The sequence below is a fragment of the Nitratireductor sp. L15S-10 genome, from assembly GCF_045011005.1.
Classification (GTDB): domain Bacteria; phylum Pseudomonadota; class Alphaproteobacteria; order Rhizobiales; family Rhizobiaceae; genus Nitratireductor.
The window spans coordinates 426,778-453,251 of the sequence record NZ_CP120674.1 but is presented as its reverse complement, the minus strand read 5'-3'; the positions used below and the strand labels follow the sequence as shown (position 1 = coordinate 453,251).

General features: G+C 58.4%; 28 protein-coding genes and 1 tRNA gene. 11 read left to right on the top strand and 18 right to left on the bottom strand.

Going from position 1 to position 26,474, the window contains the following annotated elements:
• Positions 1–10 precede the first annotated feature (10 nt).
• From P2W41_RS02220 to P2W41_RS02210, 3 genes are read left to right on the top strand one after another with little or no spacing between them, the layout of a single operon-like run.
• Positions 11–970, top strand: a complete 960-nt coding sequence (locus tag P2W41_RS02220) for a carbohydrate ABC transporter permease (protein WP_404934190.1) — start codon at positions 11–13, stop codon at positions 968–970.
• Between the two features lie 2 nt (positions 971–972).
• Complete coding sequence (locus P2W41_RS02215; RefSeq protein WP_292898142.1) at positions 973–1,809, top strand: carbohydrate ABC transporter permease; 837 nt, start codon at positions 973–975, stop codon at positions 1,807–1,809.
• Positions 1,810–1,834: 25 nt separating this feature from the next.
• Positions 1,835–2,929: an ABC transporter ATP-binding protein gene (locus P2W41_RS02210; protein WP_404934189.1), complete on the top strand. Its 1,095-nt coding sequence runs from the start codon at positions 1,835–1,837 to the stop codon at positions 2,927–2,929.
• A 172-nt stretch (positions 2,930–3,101) separates the two neighbouring features.
• Here the strand turns inward: P2W41_RS02210 and P2W41_RS02205 are convergent, their stop codons facing one another.
• The 5 genes from P2W41_RS02205 to P2W41_RS02185 form a co-directional block, all read right to left on the bottom strand.
• On the bottom strand, positions 3,102–4,796 hold the full coding sequence (locus P2W41_RS02205; RefSeq protein ID WP_404934187.1) for a Na/Pi cotransporter family protein: 1,695 nt from the start codon (positions 4,794–4,796) through the stop codon (positions 3,102–3,104).
• A gap of 366 nt (positions 4,797–5,162) precedes the next feature.
• Positions 5,163–6,026: a carbohydrate ABC transporter permease gene (locus P2W41_RS02200; RefSeq protein WP_404934186.1), complete on the bottom strand. Its 864-nt coding sequence runs from the start codon at positions 6,024–6,026 to the stop codon at positions 5,163–5,165.
• Positions 6,023–6,937, bottom strand: coding sequence for a carbohydrate ABC transporter permease (locus P2W41_RS02195; RefSeq protein WP_404934185.1), 915 nt, complete (start codon positions 6,935–6,937; stop codon positions 6,023–6,025). Before P2W41_RS02195 ends, P2W41_RS02200 begins: the two co-directional genes overlap by 4 nt.
• A 21-nt stretch (positions 6,938–6,958) precedes the next feature.
• Positions 6,959–8,242: an ABC transporter substrate-binding protein gene (locus tag P2W41_RS02190; protein ID WP_404934184.1), complete on the bottom strand. Its 1,284-nt coding sequence runs from the start codon at positions 8,240–8,242 to the stop codon at positions 6,959–6,961.
• A 33-nt stretch (positions 8,243–8,275) separates the two neighbouring features.
• The gene (locus P2W41_RS02185; RefSeq protein WP_292898148.1) at positions 8,276–9,277 is read right to left on the bottom strand and encodes an ABC transporter ATP-binding protein; all 1,002 of its coding nucleotides are present in this window, start codon (positions 9,275–9,277) and stop codon (positions 8,276–8,278) included.
• A gap of 168 nt (positions 9,278–9,445) precedes the next feature.
• Here P2W41_RS02185 and P2W41_RS02180 point away from each other — a divergent pair, with 168 nt between their 5' ends.
• On the top strand, positions 9,446–10,294 hold the full coding sequence (locus tag P2W41_RS02180; RefSeq protein WP_404934183.1) for a metallophosphoesterase family protein: 849 nt from the start codon (positions 9,446–9,448) through the stop codon (positions 10,292–10,294).
• A 27-nt stretch (positions 10,295–10,321) separates the two neighbouring features.
• Here the strand turns inward: P2W41_RS02180 and surE are convergent, their stop codons facing one another.
• Entirely contained in the window at positions 10,322–11,089 is a 768-nt protein-coding gene (gene surE / locus P2W41_RS02175) for a 5'/3'-nucleotidase SurE (RefSeq protein ID WP_292898150.1), read from the bottom strand.
• Positions 11,090–11,292: 203 nt separating this feature from the next.
• On the opposite strand from surE, the gene P2W41_RS02170 reads away from it, so the two are divergent.
• Entirely contained in the window at positions 11,293–12,288 is a 996-nt protein-coding gene (locus tag P2W41_RS02170; protein WP_292898151.1) for a sugar-binding transcriptional regulator, read from the top strand.
• A gap of 395 nt (positions 12,289–12,683) precedes the next feature.
• Here P2W41_RS02170 and P2W41_RS02165 read toward each other — a convergent pair whose 3' ends face one another.
• From P2W41_RS02165 to P2W41_RS02145, 5 genes are all read right to left on the bottom strand, one after another.
• Positions 12,684–13,619 (bottom strand): ornithine cyclodeaminase family protein, encoded by a 936-nt coding sequence (locus P2W41_RS02165; RefSeq protein ID WP_404934182.1) that lies wholly within the window; start codon positions 13,617–13,619, stop codon positions 12,684–12,686.
• 8 nt (positions 13,620–13,627) lie between these two features.
• Positions 13,628–14,902 (bottom strand): TRAP transporter large permease, encoded by a 1,275-nt coding sequence (locus tag P2W41_RS02160; protein ID WP_404934181.1) that lies wholly within the window; start codon positions 14,900–14,902, stop codon positions 13,628–13,630.
• Entirely contained in the window at positions 14,899–15,372 is a 474-nt protein-coding gene (locus P2W41_RS02155; RefSeq protein ID WP_404934180.1) for a TRAP transporter small permease, read from the bottom strand. Before P2W41_RS02155 ends, P2W41_RS02160 begins: the two co-directional genes overlap by 4 nt.
• A 158-nt stretch (positions 15,373–15,530) precedes the next feature.
• Positions 15,531–16,529: a TRAP transporter substrate-binding protein DctP gene (dctP, locus tag P2W41_RS02150; RefSeq protein ID WP_404934179.1), complete on the bottom strand. Its 999-nt coding sequence runs from the start codon at positions 16,527–16,529 to the stop codon at positions 15,531–15,533.
• A 114-nt stretch (positions 16,530–16,643) separates the two neighbouring features.
• Positions 16,644–17,645, bottom strand: a complete 1,002-nt coding sequence (locus P2W41_RS02145) for an SIS domain-containing protein (protein ID WP_404934178.1) — start codon at positions 17,643–17,645, stop codon at positions 16,644–16,646.
• A gap of 100 nt (positions 17,646–17,745) precedes the next feature.
• Between P2W41_RS02145 and P2W41_RS02140 the strand changes: the two genes are divergently transcribed.
• Positions 17,746–18,609 (top strand): PfkB family carbohydrate kinase, encoded by an 864-nt coding sequence (locus P2W41_RS02140; RefSeq protein ID WP_292898157.1) that lies wholly within the window; start codon positions 17,746–17,748, stop codon positions 18,607–18,609.
• On the opposite strand, the gene P2W41_RS02135 is transcribed toward P2W41_RS02140, so the two are convergent.
• Complete coding sequence (locus P2W41_RS02135; protein WP_292898158.1) at positions 18,581–19,684, bottom strand: LacI family DNA-binding transcriptional regulator; 1,104 nt, start codon at positions 19,682–19,684, stop codon at positions 18,581–18,583. The two genes, P2W41_RS02140 and P2W41_RS02135, sit on opposite strands and share 29 nt — an antisense overlap.
• A gap of 284 nt (positions 19,685–19,968) precedes the next feature.
• Positions 19,969–20,044: transfer RNA gene (locus P2W41_RS02130), tRNA-Ala, on the bottom strand.
• Positions 20,045–20,302: 258 nt separating this feature from the next.
• On the opposite strand from P2W41_RS02130, the gene P2W41_RS02125 reads away from it, so the two are divergent.
• The 3 genes from P2W41_RS02125 to P2W41_RS02115 are packed head-to-tail and all read left to right on the top strand — an operon-like array spanning position 20,303 to position 21,590.
• On the top strand, positions 20,303–20,593 hold the full coding sequence (locus P2W41_RS02125; RefSeq protein WP_292898159.1) for a YggT family protein: 291 nt from the start codon (positions 20,303–20,305) through the stop codon (positions 20,591–20,593).
• Positions 20,594–20,596: 3 nt separating this feature from the next.
• Positions 20,597–20,923: a DUF167 family protein gene (locus tag P2W41_RS02120; RefSeq protein ID WP_292898160.1), complete on the top strand. Its 327-nt coding sequence runs from the start codon at positions 20,597–20,599 to the stop codon at positions 20,921–20,923.
• 55 nt (positions 20,924–20,978) lie between these two features.
• Positions 20,979–21,590, top strand: a complete 612-nt coding sequence (locus P2W41_RS02115) for a hypothetical protein (protein WP_404934177.1) — start codon at positions 20,979–20,981, stop codon at positions 21,588–21,590.
• 12 nt (positions 21,591–21,602) lie between these two features.
• On the opposite strand, the gene ppa is transcribed toward P2W41_RS02115, so the two are convergent.
• The 5 genes from ppa to P2W41_RS02090 form a co-directional block, all read right to left on the bottom strand.
• Entirely contained in the window at positions 21,603–22,136 is a 534-nt protein-coding gene (gene ppa / locus P2W41_RS02110) for an inorganic diphosphatase (protein WP_292898162.1), read from the bottom strand.
• Between the two features lie 224 nt (positions 22,137–22,360).
• Complete coding sequence (locus P2W41_RS02105) at positions 22,361–22,867, bottom strand: GNAT family N-acetyltransferase (RefSeq protein ID WP_229449538.1); 507 nt, start codon at positions 22,865–22,867, stop codon at positions 22,361–22,363.
• An 88-nt stretch (positions 22,868–22,955) separates the two neighbouring features.
• The gene (locus tag P2W41_RS02100) at positions 22,956–23,600 is read right to left on the bottom strand and encodes a TPM domain-containing protein (protein WP_404934176.1); all 645 of its coding nucleotides are present in this window, start codon (positions 23,598–23,600) and stop codon (positions 22,956–22,958) included.
• Between the two features lie 2 nt (positions 23,601–23,602).
• Positions 23,603–24,442, bottom strand: a complete 840-nt coding sequence (locus tag P2W41_RS02095) for a YgcG family protein (RefSeq protein WP_292898164.1) — start codon at positions 24,440–24,442, stop codon at positions 23,603–23,605.
• A gap of 13 nt (positions 24,443–24,455) precedes the next feature.
• A complete protein-coding gene (locus P2W41_RS02090) occupies positions 24,456–25,094 on the bottom strand; it encodes a LemA family protein (protein ID WP_292898165.1) in 639 nt (212 codons plus the stop codon).
• Positions 25,095–25,221: 127 nt separating this feature from the next.
• Between P2W41_RS02090 and P2W41_RS02085 the strand changes: the two genes are divergently transcribed.
• Positions 25,222–25,470: a hypothetical protein gene (locus tag P2W41_RS02085; RefSeq protein ID WP_404934175.1), complete on the top strand. Its 249-nt coding sequence runs from the start codon at positions 25,222–25,224 to the stop codon at positions 25,468–25,470.
• 8 nt (positions 25,471–25,478) lie between these two features.
• A complete protein-coding gene (gene pdxY / locus P2W41_RS02080) occupies positions 25,479–26,363 on the top strand; it encodes a pyridoxal kinase PdxY (protein ID WP_404934174.1) in 885 nt (294 codons plus the stop codon).
• Positions 26,364–26,474 lie beyond the last annotated feature (111 nt).

Sequence of the window (26,474 nt, the reverse complement as noted above, 5' to 3'; positions counted from 1 at the left end):
GGTCGCGGGTATGCAGATTTCGAACAACAACAAGAGAGAGGGTGGACAACGGGCCGTAAATGGCAGCCGGGTCACCACTTTCCTGACGGAAGGAGGAGGTTTCCTTCTGATCATGCTGCTGCCCGCCCTGCTGGTCCTGGGATTTGTGATCGGCCTGCCGATGCTGAAGGCACTCATACTCAGCTTCGACACGATCAACTTCCGCAGGCCTGCAGCGGCGGGCACTTTTGGTTTGCACAATTACGAGAAGCTCATTTTCGACGCGCAGGTGTGGCATGCGGTCTGGCGTTCGGCGCTTTACATGGCGGGCACCGTAGCTGGGTCGATTGTGCTTGCCCTTTCGGCAGCGCTTCTCACACGTCGCATCGTACACTTTCGCGCACTGGCGCGTCTTGCCTTCCTCATTCCATGGACGGTCCCGGCCGTGGTCACTGCCCTGGTCTGGGGGGTGATGTATGAGGGCAATTTCGGGGTTATCAATCGCCTTCTGGATCCTTTGCCTTTTCTCGACCGGACAGATTGGCTCATAGACCGGGACACGGCCCTTCCCGCTTTGATCCTGGCGCAGGTGTGGAACGAATTCCCCGTGGCCTACATCTTCTTTCTGGCAGGGCTTCACTCCATTCCCGAAGAGCTCTACGAGGCCGCGCGGATCGATCGCGCGAGCGCCTTCAACCAGTTTCGCTACATCACGCTTCCGCAGCTCAGTTCGATCACGGCCGTGATCGTGATCCTTCTTATGATCATGGGCTTCAAATCCTTTCCCATCATATTCATCCTCACCGGAGGCGGACCAGCCGGCGCAACCGAGACAATGACCGTGCTCACATACAACACCGCCTTTCGAAAACTCGATTTCTCATATGCGGCAACGCTCGGCATTCTCGCCGTCTTCATCTCGCTCGCCATGGTCCTTGTCTACCTGCGCGTGATGAAGCGAGCGGAACGCGGCGTCGACGGAGCCGTTTGATCTTGGCGCGCCCCGTCGGAAACTCCACCGGAACCGAGATCCTGCGTGTCTGCGCATTGGTGCTCCTGGGCATGATCGTCCTCTTTCCGGTCTACTGGATGGCAATGATCGCACTGACGCCGACCGGCTTCAGCCGCAGCCTCTCCGGCATCGTTCCCGAACAGATCACCTTCGAGAACTTCATCATATTGTTTACCGAGCGACCGATGCTGCGCTGGATGGGGAACAGCATTTTTGTTGCAGCGGCGTCATCTTTCCTCTCGCTCGCCTTTGGCGCGTCGTGCGGCTATGCGCTCAGCCGTATAAAATTCCGCGGTTCAGGGCTGGTTCTCATCCTGGTACTGGCCACACAGATGATGCCGGCCACCAGCATCGTGGTGCCGCTTTACATTCTGTTCCGCGACTTCGGCCTGCTCGACACGATGCAGGGCATGGTGCTCGGGCACATCTCGCTCGTGGCTCCACTGGCAATCTGGATGAGCAAGGGGTTCTTCGACAGCATCCCTGCAGACCTCGAAGGCGCAGCGCGCATTGATGGCTGTTCCCGCCTTTCGGCCTATTGGCATGTGACCCTGCCTCTGGCCCTGCCGGGACTGGCGGCGATCTTCATCTATGGCTTCGTAACAAGCTGGCACGATTTCCTCTTCGCCAAAACCCTCATCAATTCTCAGTCCCTCTGGACGGCGGCCACTGGCATCTCCTCCTTTCGCGGCGAGTATTTCACCCTTCACGAATTGCAGATGGCGGCGGCCCTGGTCTTCGCGCTCCCGGTCATCATCGTCTTCCTCATCATGCAGAGACGCATTGTCTCCGGCGCGCTCGCCGGCAGCGTACGCTGATCGCAAAACAGGCATTGGAACAGCCATGGCAACCGTGACGTTCTCAAAAATCGTCAAAAAATACGGGCAGACCGAAGTCATCCACGGCGCTGATATCGACATAGAGGACGGTGAGTTTGTCGTTTTCGTCGGCCCGTCCGGCTGCGGAAAATCGACGCTTCTGCGCATGCTGGCCGGGCTCGAAAGCGTGAGCGGGGGCCAGATTCGGATCGGAGAAACCGTGGTCACCGACCTCCCGCCAAAGGATCGGAACGTGGCCATGGTGTTTCAAAACTATGCGCTCTATCCGCATATGAGTGTGGCCGACAATATCGGCTTTCCACTGAAAATGACCGGCGTGCAACGGGCGGAGCGAACACCCAGAGTGAGCGAAGTGGCGCAGCTTCTTGGCCTTGACGGTCTCCTGGACCGTTATCCGCGCCAGCTCTCGGGAGGCCAGCGTCAGCGTGTCGCCATGGGTCGTGCCATCATACGTCGACCTTCGGTTTTCCTGTTTGATGAGCCTCTATCCAATCTGGACGCGGCGCTGCGCGTGCAGATGCGCCGCGAGATCAAGCTTCTGCACCGGCGTCTGGGATCCACGATGATCTTCGTCACCCATGATCAGGTGGAAGCAATGACCATGGCCGATAGAATTGTGGTCTTGCGCGACGGGCGCGTCGAACAGATCGGCACACCGGATGACATCTACAGAAAGCCGGCAAACAAATTCGTGGCCAGCTTTATCGGCGCCCCTCCCATGAATGTGATCGAAGGGACGGTCGCTCTATTGCAGCAGGGTCCTGTTTTCATGCCGAACGCCGAGCCAAAGCTTGCAATTGATTTACCTGCAGACGCGAAAACACATCTGCACGCAGCCTTTCTGGGCATCCGACCCGAAGACTGTTCTCTGCAAAGTCGAAGCGGGCCTTCCCAACTGGAAGGCTGTGTCAAATTCATTGAACGAAGCGGTCCTGAAACCCAGTTGACCATCGCACTCGGTGCGACCGGAAGACTGTCCGTTGTTTCCGTCAACTGGGATGGTCAGAAACACGCGATCGGTGATCCTGTGCGCGTTGCCTTTCCTGCCGAAAGGCTGTGCCTGTTTGACAAGGAGGGAAACCTGTTACATGGATCGTGAATTGCATCTGTCCGACGTCAGCGCTCATGGCAGAGGTTAAAGGATGATTTGGGTGTCAGCACGGTGACACGGGAGCAAAGATGAAGCCACATCCTCTTATCCGGAACGGCTGGCCAAAGCTCCTGCTGAGCGGATGGTGAAGAGAACCCGCCATTGCACCTGATCCAGAAGTTCAGCTACGAACTCTAGAGATTTGTTCCCTAGTGCGTGGGGCAAGCCGGCTTTCAAGCAGTTCGCCACTTTCGCTCAAGATCGGATAGGCAGCGGTCGCCAGAAGAGAGTTGATCTCCTTTAGGGACCGCACGACCTCAAGATGCATGTCACTGGTCTCGATGCTTTCGACCATTCCCGACTGCAGCCGCATCAGGTGGCAATTGTGGCTTTCCCGCTCGAGAAGGCGCATCTGCTCCTTCTCCCTGACCAGCTGGCGTGCCGTTTCCAGATCACCCGACACCAGCACATTCAGCGCAAGTTGCATATTGGTCCGCACTCTTTCATGCAGACGCGTCATCTCGGCAAAGCCTTCCTCGGAAAACTGCAGCTTGCGACGCGCTTTCTTCTCTGCCAGCGGCAGTAGCGACTTGGCGATGATGTCTCCGATGTGCTCGAGATTGATGGCGAAGTCAGTCAGTTCGATGCCGCGCTGCGCTTCCTCCGCCGTCAGCCGCGCCCGGTTCACCTTCGCAATAAAGAGCTTGATATCAGTGTGCGCGCGGTTGACTTCTTCATCCAGCCGAGTAACGCGCGCCACCTGATCGCTATCTCCATCATCGAGTAGTTCCATAACTGGACGGAACATGGTCTCAACTGTCTCCCCCATGCGCAAAAGCTCGCGCGTGGCGCTGGCCAGCGCCAGACGAGGCGTATCGATCACCGCCTCATCGAGTGCACTCATCGGGCGGGTGAGAAGCGCACCCGCCTTCTCCATCTTGGACTTATCGCCAATGAGGCGCTCCGTCAGACGTTCCACTAGTCCTGTGAATGGAAGGCAGACCAGAACCAGGAGAACGTTGAACACCAGGTGGAAATTGACGATCTGACGCGCCTCACCCATTCCCAGCGCATCCATGGGAACAAAGCTCAGTTCCACAACCGCCAGGGCCACGAGCGCTGCCGTGACGCGAAAGAGCAAATTTCCAAGCGGAATGCGTCGCGCATCTTCACTCAACCCGCGCGTAAGCCAGACAGCGATCAGCCCGCCGCCGATATTGGCGCCCAGAACCATGGGCAGCGCAACCTCGACCGGCAAGACGCCCTGCTCCGCAAATGCCGAGATAAGCAGGATCGCGGCCACCGAAGAATGAATGAGCCAGGTCAAAAACGCTGCCAGAACCAGCGCAGTGATCGGGTCATCCCGCAGGTAGCCCATAATTTGTGGCAGAACCTCACTTTCACGTAGCGGTGCGGTCGACTGGCCAATCATGGACAGCGAAAGTAGGATGAAGGCTATGCCCAGCAGGATGCGCCCGCCCTGGCGGATCTCACGACGTTCGAACTTGAGAAACATCGTTGCACCCGCAAGCATGACAAGCGGGATCGCCCAGGAAAGGTCGAAGGAGAGAACCTGCACCACCAGCGCCGAACCGAGGTCGGCGCCCAGAAGGATCGCAATTCCTGTCGAAACTGTCAGTATGCCGCTTGCAGCAAATCCCGCCGCCAGGATAGCCACCGCCGTCGAACTCTGCAGAACGACCGCCAGAACGGACCCCGCTACAGCGGCGCGCGCATGCCCGCCTCTGGCCTTCCGCAGTGCATCCTTGAGCGCGCGTCCATACGCACGTTCCACCCCCGTGCGCACCATGCGCACGGCCCATAGCAAAAGCATCACGGCAGCTGCCAGATGAAGCAGAACGACCAATGGATGCATGAACGTCTCCTTCAGGGAACGGGTATCACAACGGTCAATTTCGTGACGTCGTCCAGGTTCCAGCGATTTTGCTGCGAGCTGCCTGTGAAGTGGAGTTCAGTTTTTTGGTGTCGCTGGTATTACAACCTTGGGTCAGGCTGTGGTTTCTGAGCCTTTCAAAAGGCCCGCTAGCCAGGCAGAGACCGACCGGGACTGAAATGAAGGAACATGAGCTGTTTCAATCCGCCTACCGTGCTTTGGCGACCCTTCGTTGGTAAGTCACGATTGTTGAACATCCCAATGAGGCGCTTCATCGCCCATCTGTCGCTGTCCTGCGTCTCGAGTTCCCACCAGGACAGACCGTCTGCGCACATTTCCTGACCGATGCTATTTGATCCCGGCCCGCATGAAGCTCTGGACGAACTGCCTCTGAAACAGAAGGAAGCCGATCAGCAGCGGTCCGGATGTTATCAGGGTTGCCGCATTGATGATTGACCACTCGATACCGCTGTCCGTGGTTGCGAAGATCGAGAGGCCAACGGTGAGAGGACGCGTCTCGGTGGAAGAGGTGATGATCAGCGGCCAGATAAAATTGTTCCAATGGTGCGAGACCGAAACAAGGCCAAACGCGAGCATGGTGGGCTTCGCGAGCGGTACGTAAACCCTCCACAGCAACCCAAGCAGCGTGCAACCCTCAATGCGTGCGGCTTCGTCGAGCTCTTTCGGGATCGTTTTGAACGTCTGGCGCAGCAGGAAGATCGCAAAGCCGGAAGCAAAGTAGGGTAGCCCAATTGCAAGGATCGTATCGACCAGTCCGAGACTACTCATCGCAGCATAGTTCCTGACGATCAGGATATCCGGCATCACCATGAGCTGAAGCAGCACCAACGAAAACAGAAGGTTTTTTCCCGGGAATTCGAGCCTGGCAAAGGCAAAGCCCGCCAGGGTGCAGAGAACAAGCTGCGCGGACAGAATCATGCTTACGAGCAGGATGGTGTTCACGAAATACCGCGCGAATGGCGCTGCATTCCATGCCTCAACGAAATTCTCCAGAGTGAGCGGCGCAAACAGATCGAAACGCGTCTCATAGGCAGAGGGATGAATGGCGGTCCACACTGCATAAAGCAGTGGAAGGAGCCACACCAAAGCCAGCGCCCATGCGCCAGTGACGAACAGGATGCGGTCGAAGCTGATCTCACGCACGCTTGAACCGGAGGACACCTGCGTCTGTTTTATGGCGGTCGTCGTCATCTGTAGTGCACCCTGCGGTCGAGAAGAAAAAACTGGCCGATGCCGACAACCGCCAGGATCACAACCATGACAACGGTGAGGGTCGCGGCATAAGACGTATCCCAGAAACGAAAGCCCTGATCGTAGATATAATAGAGCAGCAGGATCGAAGCATTGTTCGGCCCCCCCTGCGTCATGACGAACACATGGTCGACCATGCGAAACGCATTGATCGTCGCATTGACCGACACAAAGAGAGTGGTTGGCATGATCAGCGGCCAGGTAACCCGCCAGAAGAACACCCAGCTTGAAGCGCCTTCAAGCGCCGCCGCCTCGCGCAGGCTTTGCGGTATGGTTTGCAGCGCTGCGAGGAAAAAAATCATGAAGAACCCGGCCTGGTTCCAGACCGTCACCGCTGTAATGGCGTAAAGCGCGGTGGAGGGCTGCCCCACCCAGTTGACGGGCGACAGGCCGAAAAGGCCGCGTATCTGGTCGAAAAGGCCGAAACCCGGAAGATAAAAAAACAGCCAGATGTTGGCGACCGCAATCAGCGGCAGGACAGTCGGCGTGAAATACGCCATCCGAAGCAATCCCTGCCCCAGAATCTTGCGTGACACGAACAGAGCCATCGACAGTGCGAGTGCGATCGAAGCGGGGATCGTTATGGCAGCATAGATCGCGTTGTTGATCATCGCCTTGATGAACACCGCGTCGGAGAGCATTCGCTCATAATTGTCGAGCCCGAGAAAGACCGCGGGACGTTGCCCGCGCGGCGTGGACCAGAAGCTGTCGAGAACCGTCTGCACGGCCGGCAGGTGCGTGAACCCGAAAAGCAAAAGCAGCGCAGGCATCAACAGGAGCCAGGCGTTTATCCACTCGCGTTTGATCATGATCTGCGGCCTTTTGGTGAAGACACAATCGGGGGCGGCCATTCTCGCCACCCCCGCTTGTTCCTACTGACGATACAGTTTCAGAACGGCGTCCGCTTCGCTCTGAGCATCCTTGAGAGCCTGCTCGGCGGACTTCTCACCGACAATCGCGGCCGCAATGGCGTCATTCAGGATCTGACGCACGCGGGCGTTCTCATAGGTCGAGAACTCGGCAACTGCATGCTCGAGCTGGTTGCGGGCAACAAGAGCACCCGGCGCCTCCCGAACGTACTCTTTCATCTTTTCGGTTTCCCAGATGTCGGGACGTGGCGCCACATAACCAGTCGCGATTGACCATGTGGCGGCCTGTTCGGGAGCTGTGGCCCATTTCACGAAATCGATGGCCGCACGGGTCGATTCCTCGTCATGTCCCTTGAAAAGGAAGAAATCACCGCCGCCTGTCGCAACGCCATACTGCTTGTTTTTTGGCAGCATTGCGACACCGAGATCGAAGGTTGCATTGGTGCGGATGTTGGTGAGATTTCCGGTCGTGGTGATCGCCATCGCGGTTTCGCCATCCAGAAAAGCGCGCGGGGTGGCGCCCCAGTCGACAATGCCCGGAGCCATGATTTCATGCTTTTTCGAAAGGTCGACGAAGAACTCAAGCGCCTCGATCACCGCCGGCTGATCGAAATAGGTTTCGGTGCCCTCTTCGTTCATGAGTTCAGCGCCATTCGCGATGGCAAGCGCCTGGAAAGGCCAGTAGGGAAAGCCTGAGGAGGGTATGCGAACTCCCCACTGGGTGACGTTATCACTGTCGTCGCGAACCGTAAGTTTTTTACCGGCCTCTATAAGCTCCTCCCAGTTACTGGGTGGGGCCTCCGGGTCAAGCCCTGCCGCCTTGAAGGCATCCTTGTTATAATACATCACTGGTGTAGACCGCTGGAACGGGATACCCCAGGTCTTGCCATCCTTGTAGGTGTTGGCGCGGAATGCATCGTAAAAGCCACCCACCCAGGTCTCGAGTTCATCTTTCGTCAGGTAGCTGTCCCATGCCTCAACGAGACCTTCATCCTGAAGCATGAACACATCCACGGCCGAGAGAATGGCGAGATGCGGCGGGTTGCCACCGCGGGCTGCCGTGATGGCACGGGTCGTCGTGTCAGCATAACTACCGGTGTAGATGGCGTTGATCTCAACATCAGCGTTCTCGGCCATGTACTGTTCGGTCATTTCCTGAATGGTGTTCGCCGCATCTCCTCCGACGGCGACCGGGAAATAGAGTTCGAGATCGACGGCAAGCGCCGTGGACATCGACAACGCCAGCATTGCACCGCAAAGCGACGAAGATTTCAGAATCTGTTTCATTGAATGCTCCTCCCTGGATTGTTCTTGTTTCACTTAATCAAGGCGTCGTCCGTCGGGACCGAACAGATGCGCGGCCGTCTGTGGCCAGACCAGCCTGATCGTGCCCTCTGGTGTCTGTGAACGCGCAGGCTGGCGGACAATCACCCTGGCATCGCCAATCCGGGCAGCCACAAGTTCATCCGCACCCAGATATTCAACCCCCTCGACCACGGCCTCCACGCCTTCGGTTCCGACCGCAATGTCTTCTGGACGCACGCCGATCAGACATCCATCGGGCGACCGCTCATAACCATGCACGCGGCGGGCCGGAATGAGGTTCATCGGCGGCGTGCCGATGAACCTGGCGCAGAAGGTAGTTGCTGGCCTGCCGTAGAGTTCACGCGGGGTCGCGATCTGCTCAATGCGTCCCTGGTTCATCACAACGATCTTGTCTGCCATGGTCATGGCTTCGACCTGATCGTGAGTCACATAGACCATGGTCAGGCCCAGGCGCTGCTGCAATGCGCGGATTTCGACACGCATGCTCGCACGCAGCTTGGCGTCGAGATTGGAAAGCGGCTCATCCATCAGACAGACCGGGGCCTCTGCCACGATGGCACGACCAAGCGCGACACGCTGCTGTTGCCCACCAGACAGCTGGTTTGGCGTCCGGTCCAGCAATTCGCCAAGATTGAGGATGTCACTCGCCCGCTTCAGCCGGCGCTCGCGTTCGGCCGCATCAACGCGTCTCACCCGGAGGCCGAAGATGATATTTTCTTTCACGCTCAGGTGGGGAAACAGTGCGTAGGATTGAAACACCATCGCAACGCCATGGTCGGCCGGCGAAGCATTCGTTACATCGCGACCGCTGATACGAATGGTGCCGGAACTGACTTCATCCAGACCGGCAATCAGACGGAGAGTCGTTGACTTGCCGCAGCCGGATGGCCCGAGCAACACTGTCAGCGTTCCCGGCTCCACCTCGAAGCTCACCTGGTGAACAGCACTCACGGTCCCCCACTGCTTGCTAAGATCGCTGATCTGAATTCCCGACATTTCCGATCCTTTGCCCCTCACCCGGAACCCAGCCAGCTTTGCCAGCAGGTACCTCCCGAATTCTTCATCCAAGCTATTGAACTAATTCTTCTAGGTCAATACAAATGTTCAAAAATGGATTTCGCGCCAATCTCAAAGCCGCCTTCCCCTTCGAAAAGGAGAACTGAAATGACCGCTTTCAGCATGCTTCATCTGTCCGACACACACCTGTCGGCGCGGATGGACCATTTTCGACGCAACAACGAACTCATGCTTGAGAAGCTGAAAGAAGCTGATCACGATCTCATGGTTCATACCGGCGACATCACGCTAGACGGCATTCGCCACGAGGACGACTTCGATTTCTGTCGCTCCTTTTATGAGGGACTGGAGCGTGACATCCTTTTCCTTCCAGGGAACCACGATGTCGGCGACAACCCGCGACTTTCCAGACCAGCCAGAGAAAACGGCAGCGCGATCGACGGGACACGCATGGATCGCTACCTTGCGCACTATGGCGAAGACCGCTGGGTGATCGATCGGGAACGCTGGCGCATTCTGGGCATAAATTCCCTGCTCATCGGCTCCGGTTTGTCCCGTGAGGCGGAACAGAATGCATGGGTGGAGGAACAGTTGGCGGACCTCGGTGATCGCCATCTGGCAGTGTTTAGCCATCAACCTTTTTTCATCAACGAGCCGGACCCGCTAGAGCTCAGCTACTGGACCGTCGATCCGGAAGGCCGGGAGGGTCTGCGCTTTTTGATGGAACACCCCAGTCTCAGGGTGATTGCGAGCGGACACCTCCACCAGCAGAGGTCGCGCGAATACGGCCAGACCGGCCTCATCTGGTGCCCGTCAATCGCCTTCACCACCCGTGCGGAACTCGTGCCCGAGATGGGCGGCCAACGACAGGTCGGCTATCTTGAGCATTCGTTCGAAGACGATGGAAGCGTTGTGACGAAGATGTGCACACATCCCGGGTTCGAAAACAGTCATCTCGATGACGTGATCAGGGTCGTCTACCCCTTCGCCGGATAAACGCCCGGCATAGAGATTTCCGCGCGTTCAGGCCGGCTGGACGCGCGCTACGGTCTCGTTCTCCCAGAGTGCTGCGACCGGAACGCTGCCCTGCCCCATCCAGTGCAGACAGGTTACGCTTGCGCTTCCGCTGTCAATCAGACTGTTCTCGTCACCATACTGGCTTGAATAATCCCGATCTGCCAATGGCTCGATGTCGGCCGATTCTCCATCCTGACGATGAACAATGACGCGCTTTGCGACCTTGTCCCGCCCGATACGCGCGGCACGCATGGGCGCTGGCAACTGATGCGGGAGATTCACACTCAGCCAGTGCCCTTCATAAGCCCATTCCCTGCGGGTGCGCCAGAAGCATTGAATACGGTCTGCCAGCCATCGGAGCCCCGCTCCCTCAACCGGCCCGGCGTCCCTCGGCATGGAAAACGCGATGCCCGGGATACCAGCCAGCGATGCCTCGCGGGCCACAGCCATCGTGCCGGAATAGGCAACATCCTCGGCAACGTTGCGCCCTTCGTTTATTCCCGAAAGGACCAGGTCGGGTGTTTCAGCCCCGTCGAAAACCCATTGCATGGCTGCAATAACGCAATCGGCAGGGGTTCCTGAACAGGCAAAACGTCGAGGCGAACGACGCTCGATGCGGAAACTGCGACGCAGCGTGATCGAATGACCATATCCGCTGCGGTTTCCATCGGGAGCAATGGTCCAGACGTCATCGCTCAGCAGGGAGGCCGCACGCTCCAGAACAGCCAGTCCCGGCGCATCGATACCGTCGTCATTGGAAATCAATATTCTCACAGAAGAGCCTCCCGATCATGACATTCGCTCGCTGAAGACCCCGGTCAAAGTGATCCCCCGTTGCATTCTTCGGAGCGGGTTTAGTGCATTTTTGAACATTTCTATTCTTCTACGATGTTTTGTTCATTATGAAAAGTCCGATAGTGTGGTATGAAGACGCACCATCGCCAGCAGCGCATTCTTCCAGAACGGGCAACAACGTCGTGACAGCCAGGAAAAAAACCAAACGGACCAGCTTTCAGGCCAATCAGGAGGAACTCAAACTCCGCTGCGCCTGGCTCTACTATGTCGAAGGAATGACTCAGGAACAGGTGGCTCACAATCTGGGCATAAGCCGCCTGAAGGTGCTGCGTCTGCTCGCAGCCACGCGCGAGGATGGGACTGTCCAGATCATCATCAATTCACAGGCTCAGTCTTCGCTCGCTCTCCAGCGCGCGCTGGAAAAACACCTCGGGCTGTTCGAAGCGATCGTGGTTCCTTCATCCGATCAAAGTGAATCGACCATTGCCGGCGTGGTTGGATATGCTGCAGCCCGCTTTCTCTCCGAGCAGGTTTCCGACGGCCTCTCGGTCGGCGTCGGCTGGGGTGGCGCTCTACAGGCATGTATGCGGGCCCTTACCTGGCACGAAGTCTCGGACATGACTGTTGTGTCATTGCTTGGCGGCCTGACGAGAGCCTCGGTTCACAACCCGTCCTCGGTCGCCTGGCGCCTGGCCGACTTCTATCAGGCCGAACTCTATCAGATCACCGCCCCCGTGTTCGTGCCCGACAACAGTCTCGTGACAGCGTTGTGGGATCAGGCCGATTTTCGTGCGCTGCGCGAGCGCGCCCGTTCAGTTGATATTGCTCTTTTCAGCGTTGGAGACCTGAGCGCGCAGGCATCGATCTTCAGGCGTGGCATCCTCAGCTCCGATGATGCCAAAAGCCTGCGCGATAGCGGTGCGGTGGGAGATGTGCTCTGCCACTTCATCGACAAGACCGGTGAGGTCATCGATCACCCGGTCAACCGGCGTGTCATGGCAATCAACCCCGCCGACCTGATGCAGGTCCCGAAAGTCGTGATAGCCTCAGGAGGCGTGAGGAAGGTTCAGGCAATTCGAGCCGGTCTGCTTGCCACTGGCGCGAGGGTGCTTATCACCGATGTTGCTGCGGCCAATGCATTGCTGGAGCTGCCTGCAATTGAAAGAACCAGTTCCTGAAGGAGCCGGTGCGACATTCCAGTTTGGGCTTATTGTTCTCTCGCTAGTGCAGCATGATAAAAAGCCAGCAACCTGAAACAACCACCTCATCCCTATCGTCATGGGAATTTGTCTGAAGCGGTTCGCTTTGCGCAAAGCGGTATCAAACTCGTCTTCGATGGCGATGCAGTCGTCCAGGTCGGATTATGCTGAAAAGTCGCCCTGCCGGCCGTACCGAGCGGAGAAACTCTACGCGGCAGGCGCGTCTTCTTCCTTCAACGAAAGGACATCAAGCATCAGCTCTGGTGCCACGCCAAGCCCCCAAAGAGCTGTCTGGCCTGCTGCCAGAGTAGCGTTCAACCCTTTCACGCACTGTGCGGTCGCTTTTCCAACGCATCCGGCTAGGCTACCGCAGTTCAGCCCGCTCTTTCCGCAAGAAGTCTGGCCGTGAACAGGTCCAGATGAGCACCGCCCACATTCTTGCACACTGTGATGTCTTCCTCAGATCGCCTACCCGATTTCACACCAGAGCACAGTTCAAAGAAATCGGCCTGCACGTCCTCCCAGTCGATCACGCCGTCGCGGACCGGACGGGCGAGGTCGCCCGCGCCCTCCATACCTTGCCGTGTATCGACGAAGATGGCGCCGCGCTTCATGGCCTCGTCATCGGCTTCGCGCATGTGCGGCAGATAGGCGCCCACAAGATCCAGATGAGCGCCGGGTTTGAGCAAACGTCCCTTCACCAGCGGCTCCTCGGCCATGGTCACACAGGAGATGATGTCCGCCTGGCCGACAGCCTCATCAATGTTTTCGACAGCCTGCGCGGTTACTGGGCCTTCAATCGATGAAGCAAGGGCCCTCGCCCGATCATGCGTGCGGTTCCAGATCAGGACGCGCTGTATGCCGGGCCGGGCAGCACGGTGGGCAGCGACCATATGCGGCGCAAGGCCGCCCGCCCCAACGATCAGCAGCGTTTCAGCATCCTGTCTTGCCAGAAGCCGTGTGCCCAAGGCTGAATCGGCGGCTGTCTTGCGAAAAGTCATGGCCTCGCCATCTGCAGCCAGAAGGGGCGTGCCCGTCCGGGCATCGAACACGCATACGAGGCCCTGCACCGAGGCCTGCGGCGGCGTGAGGGACAGGTTCTGAGGGAAGACCCCGACCGTTTTGACAGCGATGATGTCCTTCTGGCGCCAGCCAACGAGCGTCACGAACTTGTTTGGCCCGCCCCCTGGCTCATCCGCAATCGAGTTGGCCGTCTCCGGCATAACGCCGTGATGGGCCTGTTCGAGCGCGTCGATCAGCGAGGCATAGTCAAGAGTTTCGTGCACGGTTTGAGCATCGATATAACGCATGAATGGTCTCAGAAAAGAAGATTGGGCAGAGCGGTGACCAGCGGTGGGAAGAAGGCCAGCAGAAGAAGGACCGCCACCAACGCCGCCAGGAAGGGCAACGCCTCGCGGGTGTATTCCTCCACCGAGCATCGGGTGATGGCGCAGACGGTGTAAAGCACCGTTCCCACCGGCGGCGTCAGCGAGCCGATGGTGGTGTTCAAGACGAGAAGAACGCCGAAATGGACGGGATCAATCCCGAGCAGGCGCGTGACCTCCAGAAGCAATGGCGCAAGGATTACAAGCAAAGCCAGCCCTTCCAGAACGGTTCCAAGGGCAAGCAGCCCCAGCATGATGATCAGAAGAACCACATGCGGATTGTCGGAAATGACAAGCAGTGCCCCGACAATCTGCTGAGGAATCTGCTCCAGTGCGAGGATCATTGAAAAGACACTGGCAGAGGCGACGATGAACAGGACGCTCGCAGTGGTGTGAGCGGATTCACGCAGAAGAGCGTATGTGTCGCCAATGCCGATTCCGCGATAGATGACGAGGCCGACCGCGAATGCATAGATTGCGGCAATAGCACCAAGCTCTGTGGGGGTGAACCAGCCCGTGCGCAGCCCGAAGATGAGCATGACAGGCATGGCCAGCGCCCAAAGTGCGGCGCGCCCCCGACTGAAAACCTCGGTGGCCGGCGCTCTTTTCTCGCGTTCCGGCCGATATCCGCGCCGCTTGGCTATGAGCCTCACCGTCAGCAACAATGCGCCCGTGATCAGGAAAGCGGGGACGACTCCGCCGAGGAAAAGCCGCCCAATCGAGGTGTTGGTGAGCAGGCCATAGATGATGAGGCCGATGCTTGGCGGCATGATCGGCGCTATGGCGCCGGACGCCGCGCTGATGACGGAGGCAAATCCGTTGGAGTATCCCTTGTCTCGCATGATCGGGGCGATGGTGCGCGCATCAATGGCTGCGTCGGCATTGGACGATCCCGACATTGCGCCCAGAAACAGCGAGTTCATCACCGCCACCTGCGCCAAACCGCCCCACCAATGCCCCACCAGCGCATTGGCAAAACCGTAGAGGCGCTCTGCAATGCCGCCGCGGGCCATGGCGGCCCCTGCGACCACGAAAAAGGGAACGGCGAGAAGCGGAAAGGATTCCAGCGCCGACGACATGCGTTGAGCCACAATGCTGGCCATCATCGGGTTCAAGGCGAAATAGGCGACCGATGTTCCAAGCAGAACAAAGGCGATCGGCGTTCCGAGAACAAGAAGCAACAGGAAAACAATTGCGATAAGGGTCAAGGCCGATCCTCCGGGCCCGCTTTCAAGCGTCCCCATGCCTGTGTGATCTGAACGAGGATCAGCACCGCCATCGCAGCCAGAAGCCCCGCCGATACGATCCATTTTGGCCAGCCAAGTGCGAGGAAGCGTGTGAAGCGCGCTGTGGCGATCTGTGCCAGAGCCGCGTCAATCACTGCGAGCGCAATGGCAATGACGATGGCATGGACCAGCAACTGCACCGCAAGGCGCCAACGGGGTGGAAGCCGATTGGAGAAAAAGCTCACGCCAAAAAGCTGGCCATTGAGCGCCGCTCCGACGACGCCGAACCACACGACACCCGCAAAGGCCACCAGCGCAAGATCATGCGCCGCATGAAAGGTGATCCCAAACAGGCCGCGCGCGAGGACATTGGCACTAACGACCATCAGAACCACGCCCAACAGGATGGCCGGGATCACCGACCCGACAACGGAAAAGAACCTGTGCAGCACTCTCCTCACCTTTCCTCCCGGGGTCCCCGCGCCCGATTTTCCATGTTTTCAGGTTGAGACACCGGCGGCGATGACCTCTGTGTGGAGGACACCGCCGCCGGTCAATACGGGCCGATGGCAATCACGAATTGCCCCAACACGCCACCGACCCCTACAGGTTACTGTCCGGTGGCGGCCGCACGAACCTTTTCGTAAAGCCCTTCGGGCCATTGCGGAAAGCTATTGTAGAAGCCGGCAGTAGCGCTTCGGTAGGCGTCGATATCGGCGTCGTGGAACGTTACGCCAGCCGCTTCAAACTCCTTGCGTATCTCCGCCGCCTTCTCTTCCGATAGAGCTGTCAACTCGCGTCCGCCCTGACGGAACTCCTCGATGAGGATCGCGCGATCCTCATCGCTTATCGACTGATAGGCAGCCTCACTCATGACCCATCCGGTGAAAAGGTTGAAGTGACTCGTCAAGGTCAGATGCTTCGCCGGCTCATACCAGCGGCTCGCGCGCAGGCCCGTCAGTGGTGCCTCGGCTGCTGTCACCACGCCCTGCGACAGGGCGGAGTAAACTTCCGCCGCCTCAACCGTGGTCGCAATGACCTCAAGCGGCTCGAATGTCTTCAGCCATGTTTCCACCGGGGGCACGCGCATCCGCACCCCCTTCAGATCCGTCGGCTCGGTATAGGGTGCATCACCGATCATATGCCGCGGCCCATCGAACCAGTTGATCGCCAGGACCCTGATTGCCGCCTTTTGCGCCAGTTGGTCGTAGTAGCCCTGCATCAGGTCCGAATTGGCGAGGCGCTCGCCCTGTTCACTGTCATCAATGATGAACGGCCCCTCCACCACAGACAGTTCCGGCACGCCGAACGTGGCCATGAACGAGGCAGAAGTGAAAGTGATGATCGGCTGCCCCTGGCTGGCTTGCTCCAGTGAATCACTGGTCGAGCCAAGCTGTCCCGATGGAAAAAGCTGGAAGGCGACCCGTCCCTCGGTGCGCTCGGTGATGCGTTCGGCCACCTTTTCCACCATTATGACCGAATCCGCCGTAGGGGGATTGACCGAGGCGATGCGCAAGGTCACCGGCTCGGCGTGGGCAGCAGACAATGCCGCCATCGCCACGGCACCTGCAATACCGCCCAGTAGGTTTCGACGTTTGATCAAGTTCATGTTTAGGTTCCCCATGATTGCTCCTCCGTTATGGCGTGCCCATCTGAGATGATGAACGCCTTCTCCCTGTGTTTGCGGCGGCAATGTTTCCACCACCGCTCCCAGATTTTCTCCTCAGTAGTCGTGGATTTTCTTCATGTAGCGCCGTGCTTCGAGCATGGTGTGATTACGGCGCTGCGCAAGCTTGTATGCGAACCCCCAAAGGGCATCGAAGAAGATCAGGGGCACAAGATAGCCCTGGAAAGCCTCATCGATCCCACTCAGATCTAGCTCGGCTGCATCCAGAACCATGATCCTGTCGCGATCACCGAACCGGTAGAGAAAATCGCGTGTACGCTCTTCGATGCGTCGCGTCTCATCCATCCCGACGAGGAGAATGGCGTTCGTGCTTTCGTCAACCACCTCGAACGGCCCGTGAAAAAATTCATTGGCGTGAATGGCCTGTGAGTTGATCCACTGCATTTCCATCAACACGCAGATGGCGAAAGAATAAGCGGCCCCATAGCCGGCACCGCTGGCTGCGGTGTAAATGACCGAACTGTCCTTGAAGCGGTCCGCATATACCTCGAAGCGATCTTCATAGACGGCTTTCGCCTGTTCGATCGCCGATTGCAGATTGCCAAGGCTGGACAGAAGGGTGGAAACGACATCGCGTCCTTCCCGCTGGCGCAAAAGGCCAGCCAGGAGCATATAGAGAATCGCATAGTTGCTGTCTGCCGGGTCGATCGGGACGCCCGTCGTGTAGGGTGCATCATAGCGCACCACATGTTCTGCCGCTTCGGCCAAAGGCGATTGAAGATCAAGGGTCATCGCCACGGTAATCGCGCCGTTCTCACGCGCAAACCTCGCAGCATTCGCTGTTTCACGCGTCGTGCCGGTCTGCGAACAGAGGATCACAAGCGCCTTCTCGCCCAGATGACGGGGGTGGCGGCAGATGAATTCGTCCGCATTGTACAGGTCGGACGTGATTGTCTCGAAGTGCCGATCGATAAAATACTTTCCCGGGTACATGATCGACAGAGATCCACCGCAGGCAACCAAAAACACGTGGGTGATCTCGCGCTGTCCGATAGCCTCGAGGGCCGCCTGCACATCCGGGCTCAATTCACGCTTCATACCAAATCCTCTGTACAGCCTCCCCTCGACGGAGACCTTGTTGACACCATGAGACCATTGTGGGAACGTTCTCACATCTTGTCAATCGGAATAGAGAAAAATGGTTCGAATCGCGGCGATCGGAGACAATGATGTCGACTGCTACCTCTCCAACGGGCTGATGTATCCGGGAGGAAATTGTTACAATGTATCCGTCTTTGCCCGCCGCTTTGGTGCCGATAGCGCCTACGTCGGCGCCATGGCCGACGACGCGGCGGGGAGGCATATGCGCGATGTTCTGCTGCAGGAGAACATCAACATCGAGCGGCTGCGCACTGTCGAGGGCATCACCGCCTATTGCGTGATCGGCCACGTGGACGGGGACAGGGTGTTCCTCAACAACGATTTCGGCGTCTCGCGCTTCATTCCCGTGGCGGATGATTTCGATTTCCTCTCAGGGTATGACGTTGCCCATGTGGGCCAAAGCAGCGCACTTGACCAATGGCTTCCGGAGATCGCTGAGCGTACGGCCCTTTCTTACGATTTTGCCGTTCGTCACGAAGCGGAACATATCGCCAAAGTCGCTCCGTTGTGCCAGTTGGCTTCCGTTTCCACCAGTCATCTCTCGCGGCAGGACGCAGTTGCGCTTGCCCGGGCGATCAGCAATGCAGGCGCGCAATGGGTGCTGGCTACCCGAGGGCGCGATGGCGCCGTTCTCCTTAACGGCGACACGCAATACGACATGCAGGCTGTTTCAGTTGAGGCGGTGGATACCCTTGGCGCAGGCGATACTTTCATCGCCCGAACCCTGGTCGGTCTCATGACGGAGGAAAAGCCGAACGACACGCTATCGGCCGCAGCCAGGGCGGCTGCCGAAACGTGCTCCTATTATGGCGCCGTCGGCTATGGGGTTCCCATCGACCTTCCTGTGCAACTCGACATGGCGCAAGCTGCCCTCAACCGGAGTTCACCGGCGGCTGAATAGACTCCCTCAGGATCAGGTCGGCTTTCAACACCGAGCGGCGAGGAGGCCGCGCGGCGTGGGCGATTCGGTCGAGCACGAGACGCGCGGCCGTCTCGCCAACCTCTCTTGTCGGCTGCACAACGGCACTGATCGTCGGCTCATGGAACTGCATCCAGTCGAGATCATCGAAGCACACCAGTGAAACGTCTTCCGGGATCGAAAGCCGCCCCGACTTCAACACACCCATCAGCGCAGCAGACATCAGACCATCGGTGGAGAAGAAGGCCGTGGGCGGTTCACTGTGTCGGAAACAGGATGCGATGGCTGCGGTGGCAGCGTCGACCGAATAGGTGCCGACACGTGCCACAAGCGCCGGATCCACGGATACTCCGGCCTCCAGATGCGCCTGCAGATAGCCGAGCAGGCGTTGCCAACTGGGAAACAGGTGATCCGACGAGACCGTGCCCGCCAGGACGCCCGCAATAAAATCCTCGAGATTCCCGCCCTGCCACCATTCGAGTTCGGCAACGATACCGATCCGCCGGTGACCGGCCGCAATAAGCTCAGCCGTGCAGCGTCTGGACGCCGAAACATTGTCAACAGTCACAGCATCGGTGTCCAATCCTTCGACAATACGGTCGATCTGGACCAGGGGCTTCCCTGTGGCTACGAAAGCCCGCAGGTGTTCCGCGCCTGACAACTGGCTCGGGGCAACAATCAGACCATCCACCTGCTTCTGGATGAGCAGCTCTACGGCCTCAATCTCCTTCTGCGGGTCTTCATCGCTGCCGGTCAGCAGAATGCCGAACCCCTCGGCACGCGAAATGTCGTAGATTCCACGAAGAACGCTCGAATAAAAAGGGCTTTGGATGTCCCCGGCGACAACGCCAATTGTCTTGGTCACACCGGTGATCAGGCTGCGTGCGAGCTGATTGGGCTGATAGCCGAGCTGACGCGCGCTTTCATGAACGCGATTGCGCACATCCTCACTGCTATAGCCATAGCCGCCCAGCACCCGACCGGCGGTGGCAGTGCCCACACCTGCCAGTCTGGCAACCTCCGCGATCGTAACCTTGCGGCTTTTTTCCTGTGTCACATCGACCCTCCAGGCCCTCTATCTCGCAAAGCCGCCGCGCCGGCAAGCCACCTCTTTCATCAATCAGTCCCGTGAAACGGGAATGAGCGGCTGCGATATGTCGATCCTGGAGACCGCATCTCTTATGCGACTGATCACTTCACGTCCTGCGAGTGGCAACTCATGTACGCGTTATGTGCTCAGCCAGATGGACGTTTCAATACGTTCGGCGAGCGGACGAAAGTGTAAACCATCTCTCCGGTATCAAATGTAAACCATGTGACAAGAATGGACCCGCGGGTGGTTGGTGGAGCTGAGGGGAATCGAACCCCTGACCTCGTCATTGCGAACGACGCGCTCTCCCATCTGAGCTACAGCCCCATTTCGCCGGAGACCCGCATTTATGTCCGGTCTGGACGAGCTGTCAAGAATCCAGTTCGTGGCCAGATCACCCGTGCCTCTTCATCCCATAAATGCAAATATCCGGCCCAATTTCCCGCCGCCGTCCGGCAAATGATCGCGCCAGACTTGCCGCATCCATCGGCAATGGCTACATGTCGCAAAATTCACGGCATGGGAAGCGAGCTTTTTCGTTCCCGCTTCCCGATAGCCGCGCTTAACACGGCCCAGGAGACCGGCATGCTCGCGCTTATCCAGACCATCATCATGGCGCTCGACATTTATTGGTGGCTGATTATCGGTTCAGCTGTTTTTTCCTGGCTTTATGCGTTCAACGTGGTCAACCCCCGCAACCAGTTTGTCGGTTCGGTCGGCAATTTTCTCTTTCGCGTCACGGAGCCTGCACTTCGTCCGATACGGAAGCTTCTGCCCGATCTCGGCGGTATCGACATCTCGCCAATCATCCTGCTACTGATATTGTTCTTCGTTCGACAGTTCATACTGACGACCATCGCTCCCGCACTCCTCTGAAGCATGGTCGATGTACCGGCCTTCTGTCGGTTGTCTGACCAGGGGCTGGCGCTTTTCGTGCGCCTGACACCCAGGTCCGCGCGCGATGCGATCGAAGGCCCTGCGGAGACTGCGGAGGGCCGCTGCCATCTGAAGGTGCGCGTACGCGCCGTTCCAGAGAATGGCAGAGCCAACACCGCCCTGGAGAAACTGCTTGCCAGGGAAATCGGGGTTCCCCGAAACTCGGTTTCGGTCACCGGCGGAGCTACCACACGTCTCAAGACGGTGGAAATCCAGGGAATGCCAGAGGAGCTCCTCGCGCGCATTGGCGCGGTCGTCACACGCCAATAGGCGTTGTCACGAAATGCGTCTATGCTCGCCACCCCTGAAGGAAGGAGCATGGCTTATGCGACTGGCAATAGCGGGAGTTCTGGTGGCAGCACTCGGCAGCATGGCACAGGCCAGCGAGATCGAAAGCGCCTATACCGAGATCAACACGCAGGAGAATTGCGCGCCGTTTGCCGCCCCTGCAGCCGATGATCCAGGTGAATGGATGAATTTCGTCTGCGAGGGTTGGCGTGGCTACCCAGTGCTCATTTACTATGGTGATGCGCGTGAATCGATCTTTTACGGCTTCCCGCCGGACGGCGATCTCGCGCCGGAGTGGGAAAGCTTTGCCGGCTTCAACTCCACCGGATCGACCATTGAATGGCGCATCATGAGCGATGGTGACCGCAAGTGGCCCCTCGCAACGATCCACCGATGGTTCATCGACGACGGCGAAGGTGTGGGCGACAAGATCGAAGTGCTCGCCATAGAAAAGGTCGGGCAGGTTTTCGGGCGGGAGGGCTGCGTGATCGGATATGTCGTTGCCACCGGCAACGAAAATGCCAATGAAAAAGCCCGCCGCATCGCCGATGGGCAGGCTTTCGATTTTGCGTGTGGCGCGGATCAGCCGGTGATCGACGCCGGCGATGTGCCGCTGCCCATGACGACGGGCAGCGATGGCGGCGGTTGAGCGCCGCCCCCCTTACTTGCTTGCCTTGGCTCGCTCGACCGCCTCGACGATCAGCTTTCTGGCTGCCCCGGCATCCATCCAGTCGCCGATCTTCACCCATTTGCCGGGCTCCAGATCCTTGTAGTGCTCAAAGAAATGCTGGATCTGCTGGAGCGTGATTTCCGGCAGGTCGGTATAGTTCGTCACATTCTCATAACGGCGCGTCAGATGCGGCGATGGTACGGCAATGATCTTCTCGTCCTGACCGGAATTGTCTTCCATGATGAGTACGCCGATCGGCCGGACGTTGATAACGCAGCCGGGAATGAGCTGACGTGTATTGCAGACCAGCACGTCGATTGGATCGCCATCGTCGGACAGCGTGTGGGGCACGAAGCCGTAATTGCCCGGATAGGTCATCGGCGTGTAGAGGAACCGGTCGACGACCAGCGTGCCGGAGTTCTTGTCCATCTCGTATTTGATCGGCTGGCCGCCGACCGGCACTTCGATGATGACGTTCACGTCTTCTGGCGGATTGTCACCGGTGGAGATGGCGTCTATGCGCATGGGATAAGCAACCTCTGTTCTGACAGTTATGGCTGCCGGATACCGGCATGGCGACGGTGGAGTCAGCCAGCCGGAGCAGCCCGGAAACGGATGGCTGCCGCTTTATCGCGTCAAAAGCCGCATGGCAATGCAGCGAATGGTGCAGTGCGAAAGTTTTGGCGCTTTGGTTGCACACACACACATTTGGTTGCACACACAAATGCGCCGAAACGGAAGGCCGGGCCTTAATCCCAGACGAAAGCCAGCTTGCGCAACGCCCGGTGCTCAAACACCTCGACGCCTTCGGCGATGTCTCGACCGCCTGCGCCCGAATAAAATGCTAGAGCCGGTTCGTTGTCCTCCAGCGCCCAGACAACCAACCCTTTGAGACCATGGGCTTCGAGCATATCGCGCGCGGCCTGGAAGAGACGCCGGCCAAGCCCGACACCCTGGTATTCAGGCCGTAGGTAAAGCTCGTAGATCTCGCCTTCCTGGCTGAGTTCGCGTGCACGGTTTCGCCCGAGTGTTGCATAGCCTGCAATCTCGCCGCCTATCTCGATCACCAGAACGGTAGCGGAGCGGCGTATCGCGTTGGCCCACCAGCGCGGCCCGCGACGGCCGATCATGCGCCCAAGTGCCTGATAGGGAATAATGCCGGTATAGGCGCCGCGCCACGCGCTGTCATGGACCTCGGCGATAGCCTCGGCGTCGTACGGCTCTGCTCGTCTGATGTCGATCGTCAGCGTGTTCATGATTTCTTAACCATAGCTGCGTCGGGTCGACATGCGCAAGCATTAGAGCGCTCATCTTTGCAGTCACACACAAATCGCCGAAAAGTGCTCAGATTTCGGTCAAACGGTCCATGATTTCATTGGAATTACGTCGTCCGGCGGGAAAATGCATAGAAAGCACCTCGCCTGCATATGCTACCGTTTCCACGAACCCGTCTGCCAGCGTTCCGCGCCGTGCATGCTCCAGCATCAGCGCAACACCCTCGTTCCAGACTGTCTGCTCAACGCGAGCATCGATCTCGGAATCGGCCACGATTTCCACATAGCGCTCCGCCAATGAAACGAAAATGAGAACGCCGGTCCGACCTTGCGTTACATGAATGTTATGAGCCAGGAACTGGTTCTGTGCGTTGGCGTGTGCGCGCCGGTATTTCAACGCTTTGGGAACCAGCGCGACACGCAGCCCCTCGAACGCTGTCACCAGACCTGCAGCAGCGCAGAAAGCGGCAAGTTGAGCCACAGCGAAAATCACCGGATCGATTGATATCCACCAATACCTGAGAGCAAGGCCAACGAACGGCCCCAGAACGAGGATGGCAAGCGCCACCATCAGGCAGGCAGGATAGAGATAGGCATCACTGGAACGCGCAAGCACACAATATATCTCCCCCGATGTCTCTTTCTCGGCTTCGCCGATTGCCCGGGCGATGCGCGCATGTTCCGCGTCTGAAAGCTTTCTGATGCGTCGTGTCATATCTACCAGCTCCCCGAAGCACCGCCGCCGCCCGACGAGCCGCCACCGCCTGAAAAGCCGCCGCCACCACTACCGGAAGACCAGCCACCCGATGACCTTCCACCGGACGAACCGCCACGCGACTTTGTGTAATCCACTGTCATGCCGAGCCATTTGTAACGTCCAGGCCCGATCTTGCGGCCAAAAATCGGCGGTAGAAACGCCATCGCGAAACCACCGAAAAAGAACGTACCCCAGACGAGAAAGAACAGTATGACCGGCCACGCAGGCCCCTCGTCACTCTGTTGGCTGCGCCTGGCACGCGCTTCGAGTTCGGCTGCATTGCCTTCCAGAACCATGATGATGTCATCGACCGCACCACTGATGCCAGCCGAAAAATCGCCGGCGCGAAATGCAGGCACCATGGTGTTTTCGATTATGAGTTTTGAATGGAGGTCCGTCAGCGTTCCCTCAAGACCGTACCCCACTTCAATGCGCATCTTGCGGTCATCAAGCGCTACAAGAAGCAGGACGCCATTGTCCTCGCCCGCCTGCCCGAGTCCCCAGGCGCGAAACAGTTGGTTGGCAAACGGTTCCAGCGCCTCTCCATCCAGACTTCGAATCGTGGCAACCACGATCTGATCCGACGATCTCTCCTCGAAAGCTTCCAGCCGCGTACCGAGGGCCGCTTCGGTGGCTGCATCAATGATCCCTGCATTGTCGACCACCCGTCCGGTGAGCCGTGGCAATTCGGCAGCGGCGATTGGGGACGTCGCCACGACCCAGATCAATCCCGCCACAATTGCGAGCCAGATGTTGCGATGACCAAACGCGATCAGCGCCCGCGAGGCAGCCTCCCCCATGGATCAGTCTCCGTCAGCCGCCGCTGCTGGTGCCGAAATTCACAGACGGCACATCCATGTTCTCTTCCGAGATGGTGAAAGTCTCATAGGGTTCATTGCCTGTGAACCAGAACATGGCCCAAAGCATGGAGGGCAGCGTTTTCAAGGACGTGTTGTAGAGCCGCACCGCCTCGATATAGTCACGCCGGGCAACGGCAATGCGATTTTCCGTACCCTCGAGTTGAGCCTGTAGGGCGAGAAAGTTCTGACTCGATTTCAGATCCGGATAGTTCTCGACGACCGCAAGAAGACGCGACAGCGCGCCGGAGAGGCCGGCCTGGCTTTCCTGAAACGCCTTGAAGGCCTCCGGGTCGGTCAGCATATCAGCAGAAATCTGAACCTGGGTTGCTTTCGCGCGCGCTTCGACAACACCTTCGAGCACCTCGCGTTCCTGAGCGGCATAGCCCTTTACGGTCTCGACCAGATTGGGGATCAGGTCGGCACGGCGCTGATACTGGTTCAGCACTTCACTCCAGGCCGCTTTTGCCTGCTCCTCGCGTGTTGGGATGGTGTTGAAACCGCAAGCCGACAGCAACGGCAGCATCAGGCAGAGCCCCAGCAGGGTAAGTAGGCCGCGTACGGGTGTGGCGGCGAGCGGTTTGGCAATCGACATGAAGGAGCACCTCCGGGAAATTGGTTCTCTCGACATTAGAACATGGTCCACTGATAGGAAACCAATTCCGAACGATGGATCCTTGATGTACGGTCGTGCCTCAACAACGGCATCAGGTTTTTGCAAAGTGACAGCACGGAAGCGGGTGGAGCAGGCAGAAGCAGAATCGCGGCGGATCCTTGACCGGGTCAGCCGTGAAAGCGAAGGCAGCTCCATGATGACCCGCGCGCGCGATCACATTTCGGCAAGGGATGCGGTACAGGACGATCCAATCGAACTATGGGGAACGCGGATCGGCAGAGCCATCGCGGTAATCACCCTGACCGCCCTCATCCTTTGGATCCTCCTTTACGTTTTCGGAATCATCGGCGGGTAAATGACAGCATGACCAGAGAAGAACACCGGCGCGAAACCCGTGCCGTTATTGTCATATCCAGCCATGTAGCGCGCGGCAGCGTGGGAAATCGTGCCGCCGTCTTTACATTGGAGGCCCTCGGGTTTCCCGTCTGGGCGGTGCCCACAGTCATCCTGCCCTGGCACCCGGGCCACGGTCCCGCGACGCGCATCGTCCCTGAACCCGACCAGTTCGCGCGTTTCATGAACGATCTCGAAAACGCGCCATGGCTCGGCGAAGTCTCTGCAGTTCTATCCGGCTATCTGGGCGGTCCCGAACAGGCGGATGCGATAGCTGGCCTGGTGGAAACCCTGAAAAGCCGCAATCCAAAAGCGCGCTACGTCTGCGATCCGGTGCTTGGAGACCGGGGCGGCCTGTATGTGCCTGAGGCAACGGCTACAGCCATCCGCGACAGACTGTTGCCACTTGCCGATATCGCCACGCCAAACCGTTATGAGCTGGCCTGGCTCACAGGCGTCCATATTGATGGTACCGATTCTGCGATACATGCCGCCCGAAAGGCACCCCCTGCCGAAGTGATGGTGACATCCGCTCCCGCGAGCAGCCCCGACCGCCTGGCAAATCTGCTGGTTGGGAAGACGGAAGTCCTGCGCGCGGCCCATGACAGCATTCCCAAAGCTCCAAACGGTACCGGCGATCTCACCGCGGCACTTTACCTTGCCCGATTGCTCGCCGGCGAGAACCAGGAAGAAGCTCTCGCCAAGACCACAGGCTCGGTAGTCGCAATCCTCAACAGGGCGATCGAACGCGGGTCGGATGAGCTGATGCTGGAAACCGACCGGCAGATTTTGACACGACCACAAATGAGGATCGACATCGAGCGTGTCGCAGAACCCGCTTCCGCTTCACATTGAAGCTTTCAGCGTTCCGCGGATAGTTGAAAACACCGGGACCATGTCATTACTGCAAGTTTGAAGTCCGGGCGTCGATTAAGCGTTCGAGAACGGTGCACAGCACTGTTGCAG

Coding starts and splice junctions, on each gene's coding strand:
- P2W41_RS02220 (WP_404934190.1), top strand. CDS start 11: ATGCAGATTTCGAACAACAACAAGAGAGAGGGTGGACAACGGGCCGTA.
- P2W41_RS02210 (WP_404934189.1), top strand. CDS start 1,835: ATGGCAACCGTGACGTTCTCAAAAATCGTCAAAAAATACGGGCAGACC.
- P2W41_RS02205 (WP_404934187.1), bottom strand. CDS start 4,796: ATGCATCCATTGGTCGTTCTGCTTCATCTGGCAGCTGCCGTGATGCTT.
- P2W41_RS02200 (WP_404934186.1), bottom strand. CDS start 6,026: ATGACGACGACCGCCATAAAACAGACGCAGGTGTCCTCCGGTTCAAGC.
- P2W41_RS02195 (WP_404934185.1), bottom strand. CDS start 6,937: ATGGCCGCCCCCGATTGTGTCTTCACCAAAAGGCCGCAGATCATGATC.
- P2W41_RS02190 (WP_404934184.1), bottom strand. CDS start 8,242: ATGAAACAGATTCTGAAATCTTCGTCGCTTTGCGGTGCAATGCTGGCG.
- P2W41_RS02185 (WP_292898148.1), bottom strand. CDS start 9,277: ATGTCGGGAATTCAGATCAGCGATCTTAGCAAGCAGTGGGGGACCGTG.
- P2W41_RS02180 (WP_404934183.1), top strand. CDS start 9,446: ATGACCGCTTTCAGCATGCTTCATCTGTCCGACACACACCTGTCGGCG.
- P2W41_RS02165 (WP_404934182.1), bottom strand. CDS start 13,619: ATGCGTTATATCGATGCTCAAACCGTGCACGAAACTCTTGACTATGCC.
- dctP (WP_404934179.1), bottom strand. CDS start 16,529: ATGAACTTGATCAAACGTCGAAACCTACTGGGCGGTATTGCAGGTGCC.
- P2W41_RS02145 (WP_404934178.1), bottom strand. CDS start 17,645: ATGAAGCGTGAATTGAGCCCGGATGTGCAGGCGGCCCTCGAGGCTATC.
- P2W41_RS02140 (WP_292898157.1), top strand. CDS start 17,746: ATGGTTCGAATCGCGGCGATCGGAGACAATGATGTCGACTGCTACCTC.
- P2W41_RS02125 (WP_292898159.1), top strand. CDS start 20,303: ATGCTCGCGCTTATCCAGACCATCATCATGGCGCTCGACATTTATTGG.
- P2W41_RS02120 (WP_292898160.1), top strand. CDS start 20,597: ATGGTCGATGTACCGGCCTTCTGTCGGTTGTCTGACCAGGGGCTGGCG.
- P2W41_RS02115 (WP_404934177.1), top strand. CDS start 20,979: ATGCGACTGGCAATAGCGGGAGTTCTGGTGGCAGCACTCGGCAGCATG.
- ppa (WP_292898162.1), bottom strand. CDS start 22,136: ATGCGCATAGACGCCATCTCCACCGGTGACAATCCGCCAGAAGACGTG.
- P2W41_RS02105 (WP_229449538.1), bottom strand. CDS start 22,867: ATGAACACGCTGACGATCGACATCAGACGAGCAGAGCCGTACGACGCC.
- P2W41_RS02100 (WP_404934176.1), bottom strand. CDS start 23,600: ATGACACGACGCATCAGAAAGCTTTCAGACGCGGAACATGCGCGCATC.
- P2W41_RS02095 (WP_292898164.1), bottom strand. CDS start 24,442: ATGGGGGAGGCTGCCTCGCGGGCGCTGATCGCGTTTGGTCATCGCAAC.
- P2W41_RS02090 (WP_292898165.1), bottom strand. CDS start 25,094: ATGTCGATTGCCAAACCGCTCGCCGCCACACCCGTACGCGGCCTACTT.
- pdxY (WP_404934174.1), top strand. CDS start 25,479: ATGACCAGAGAAGAACACCGGCGCGAAACCCGTGCCGTTATTGTCATA.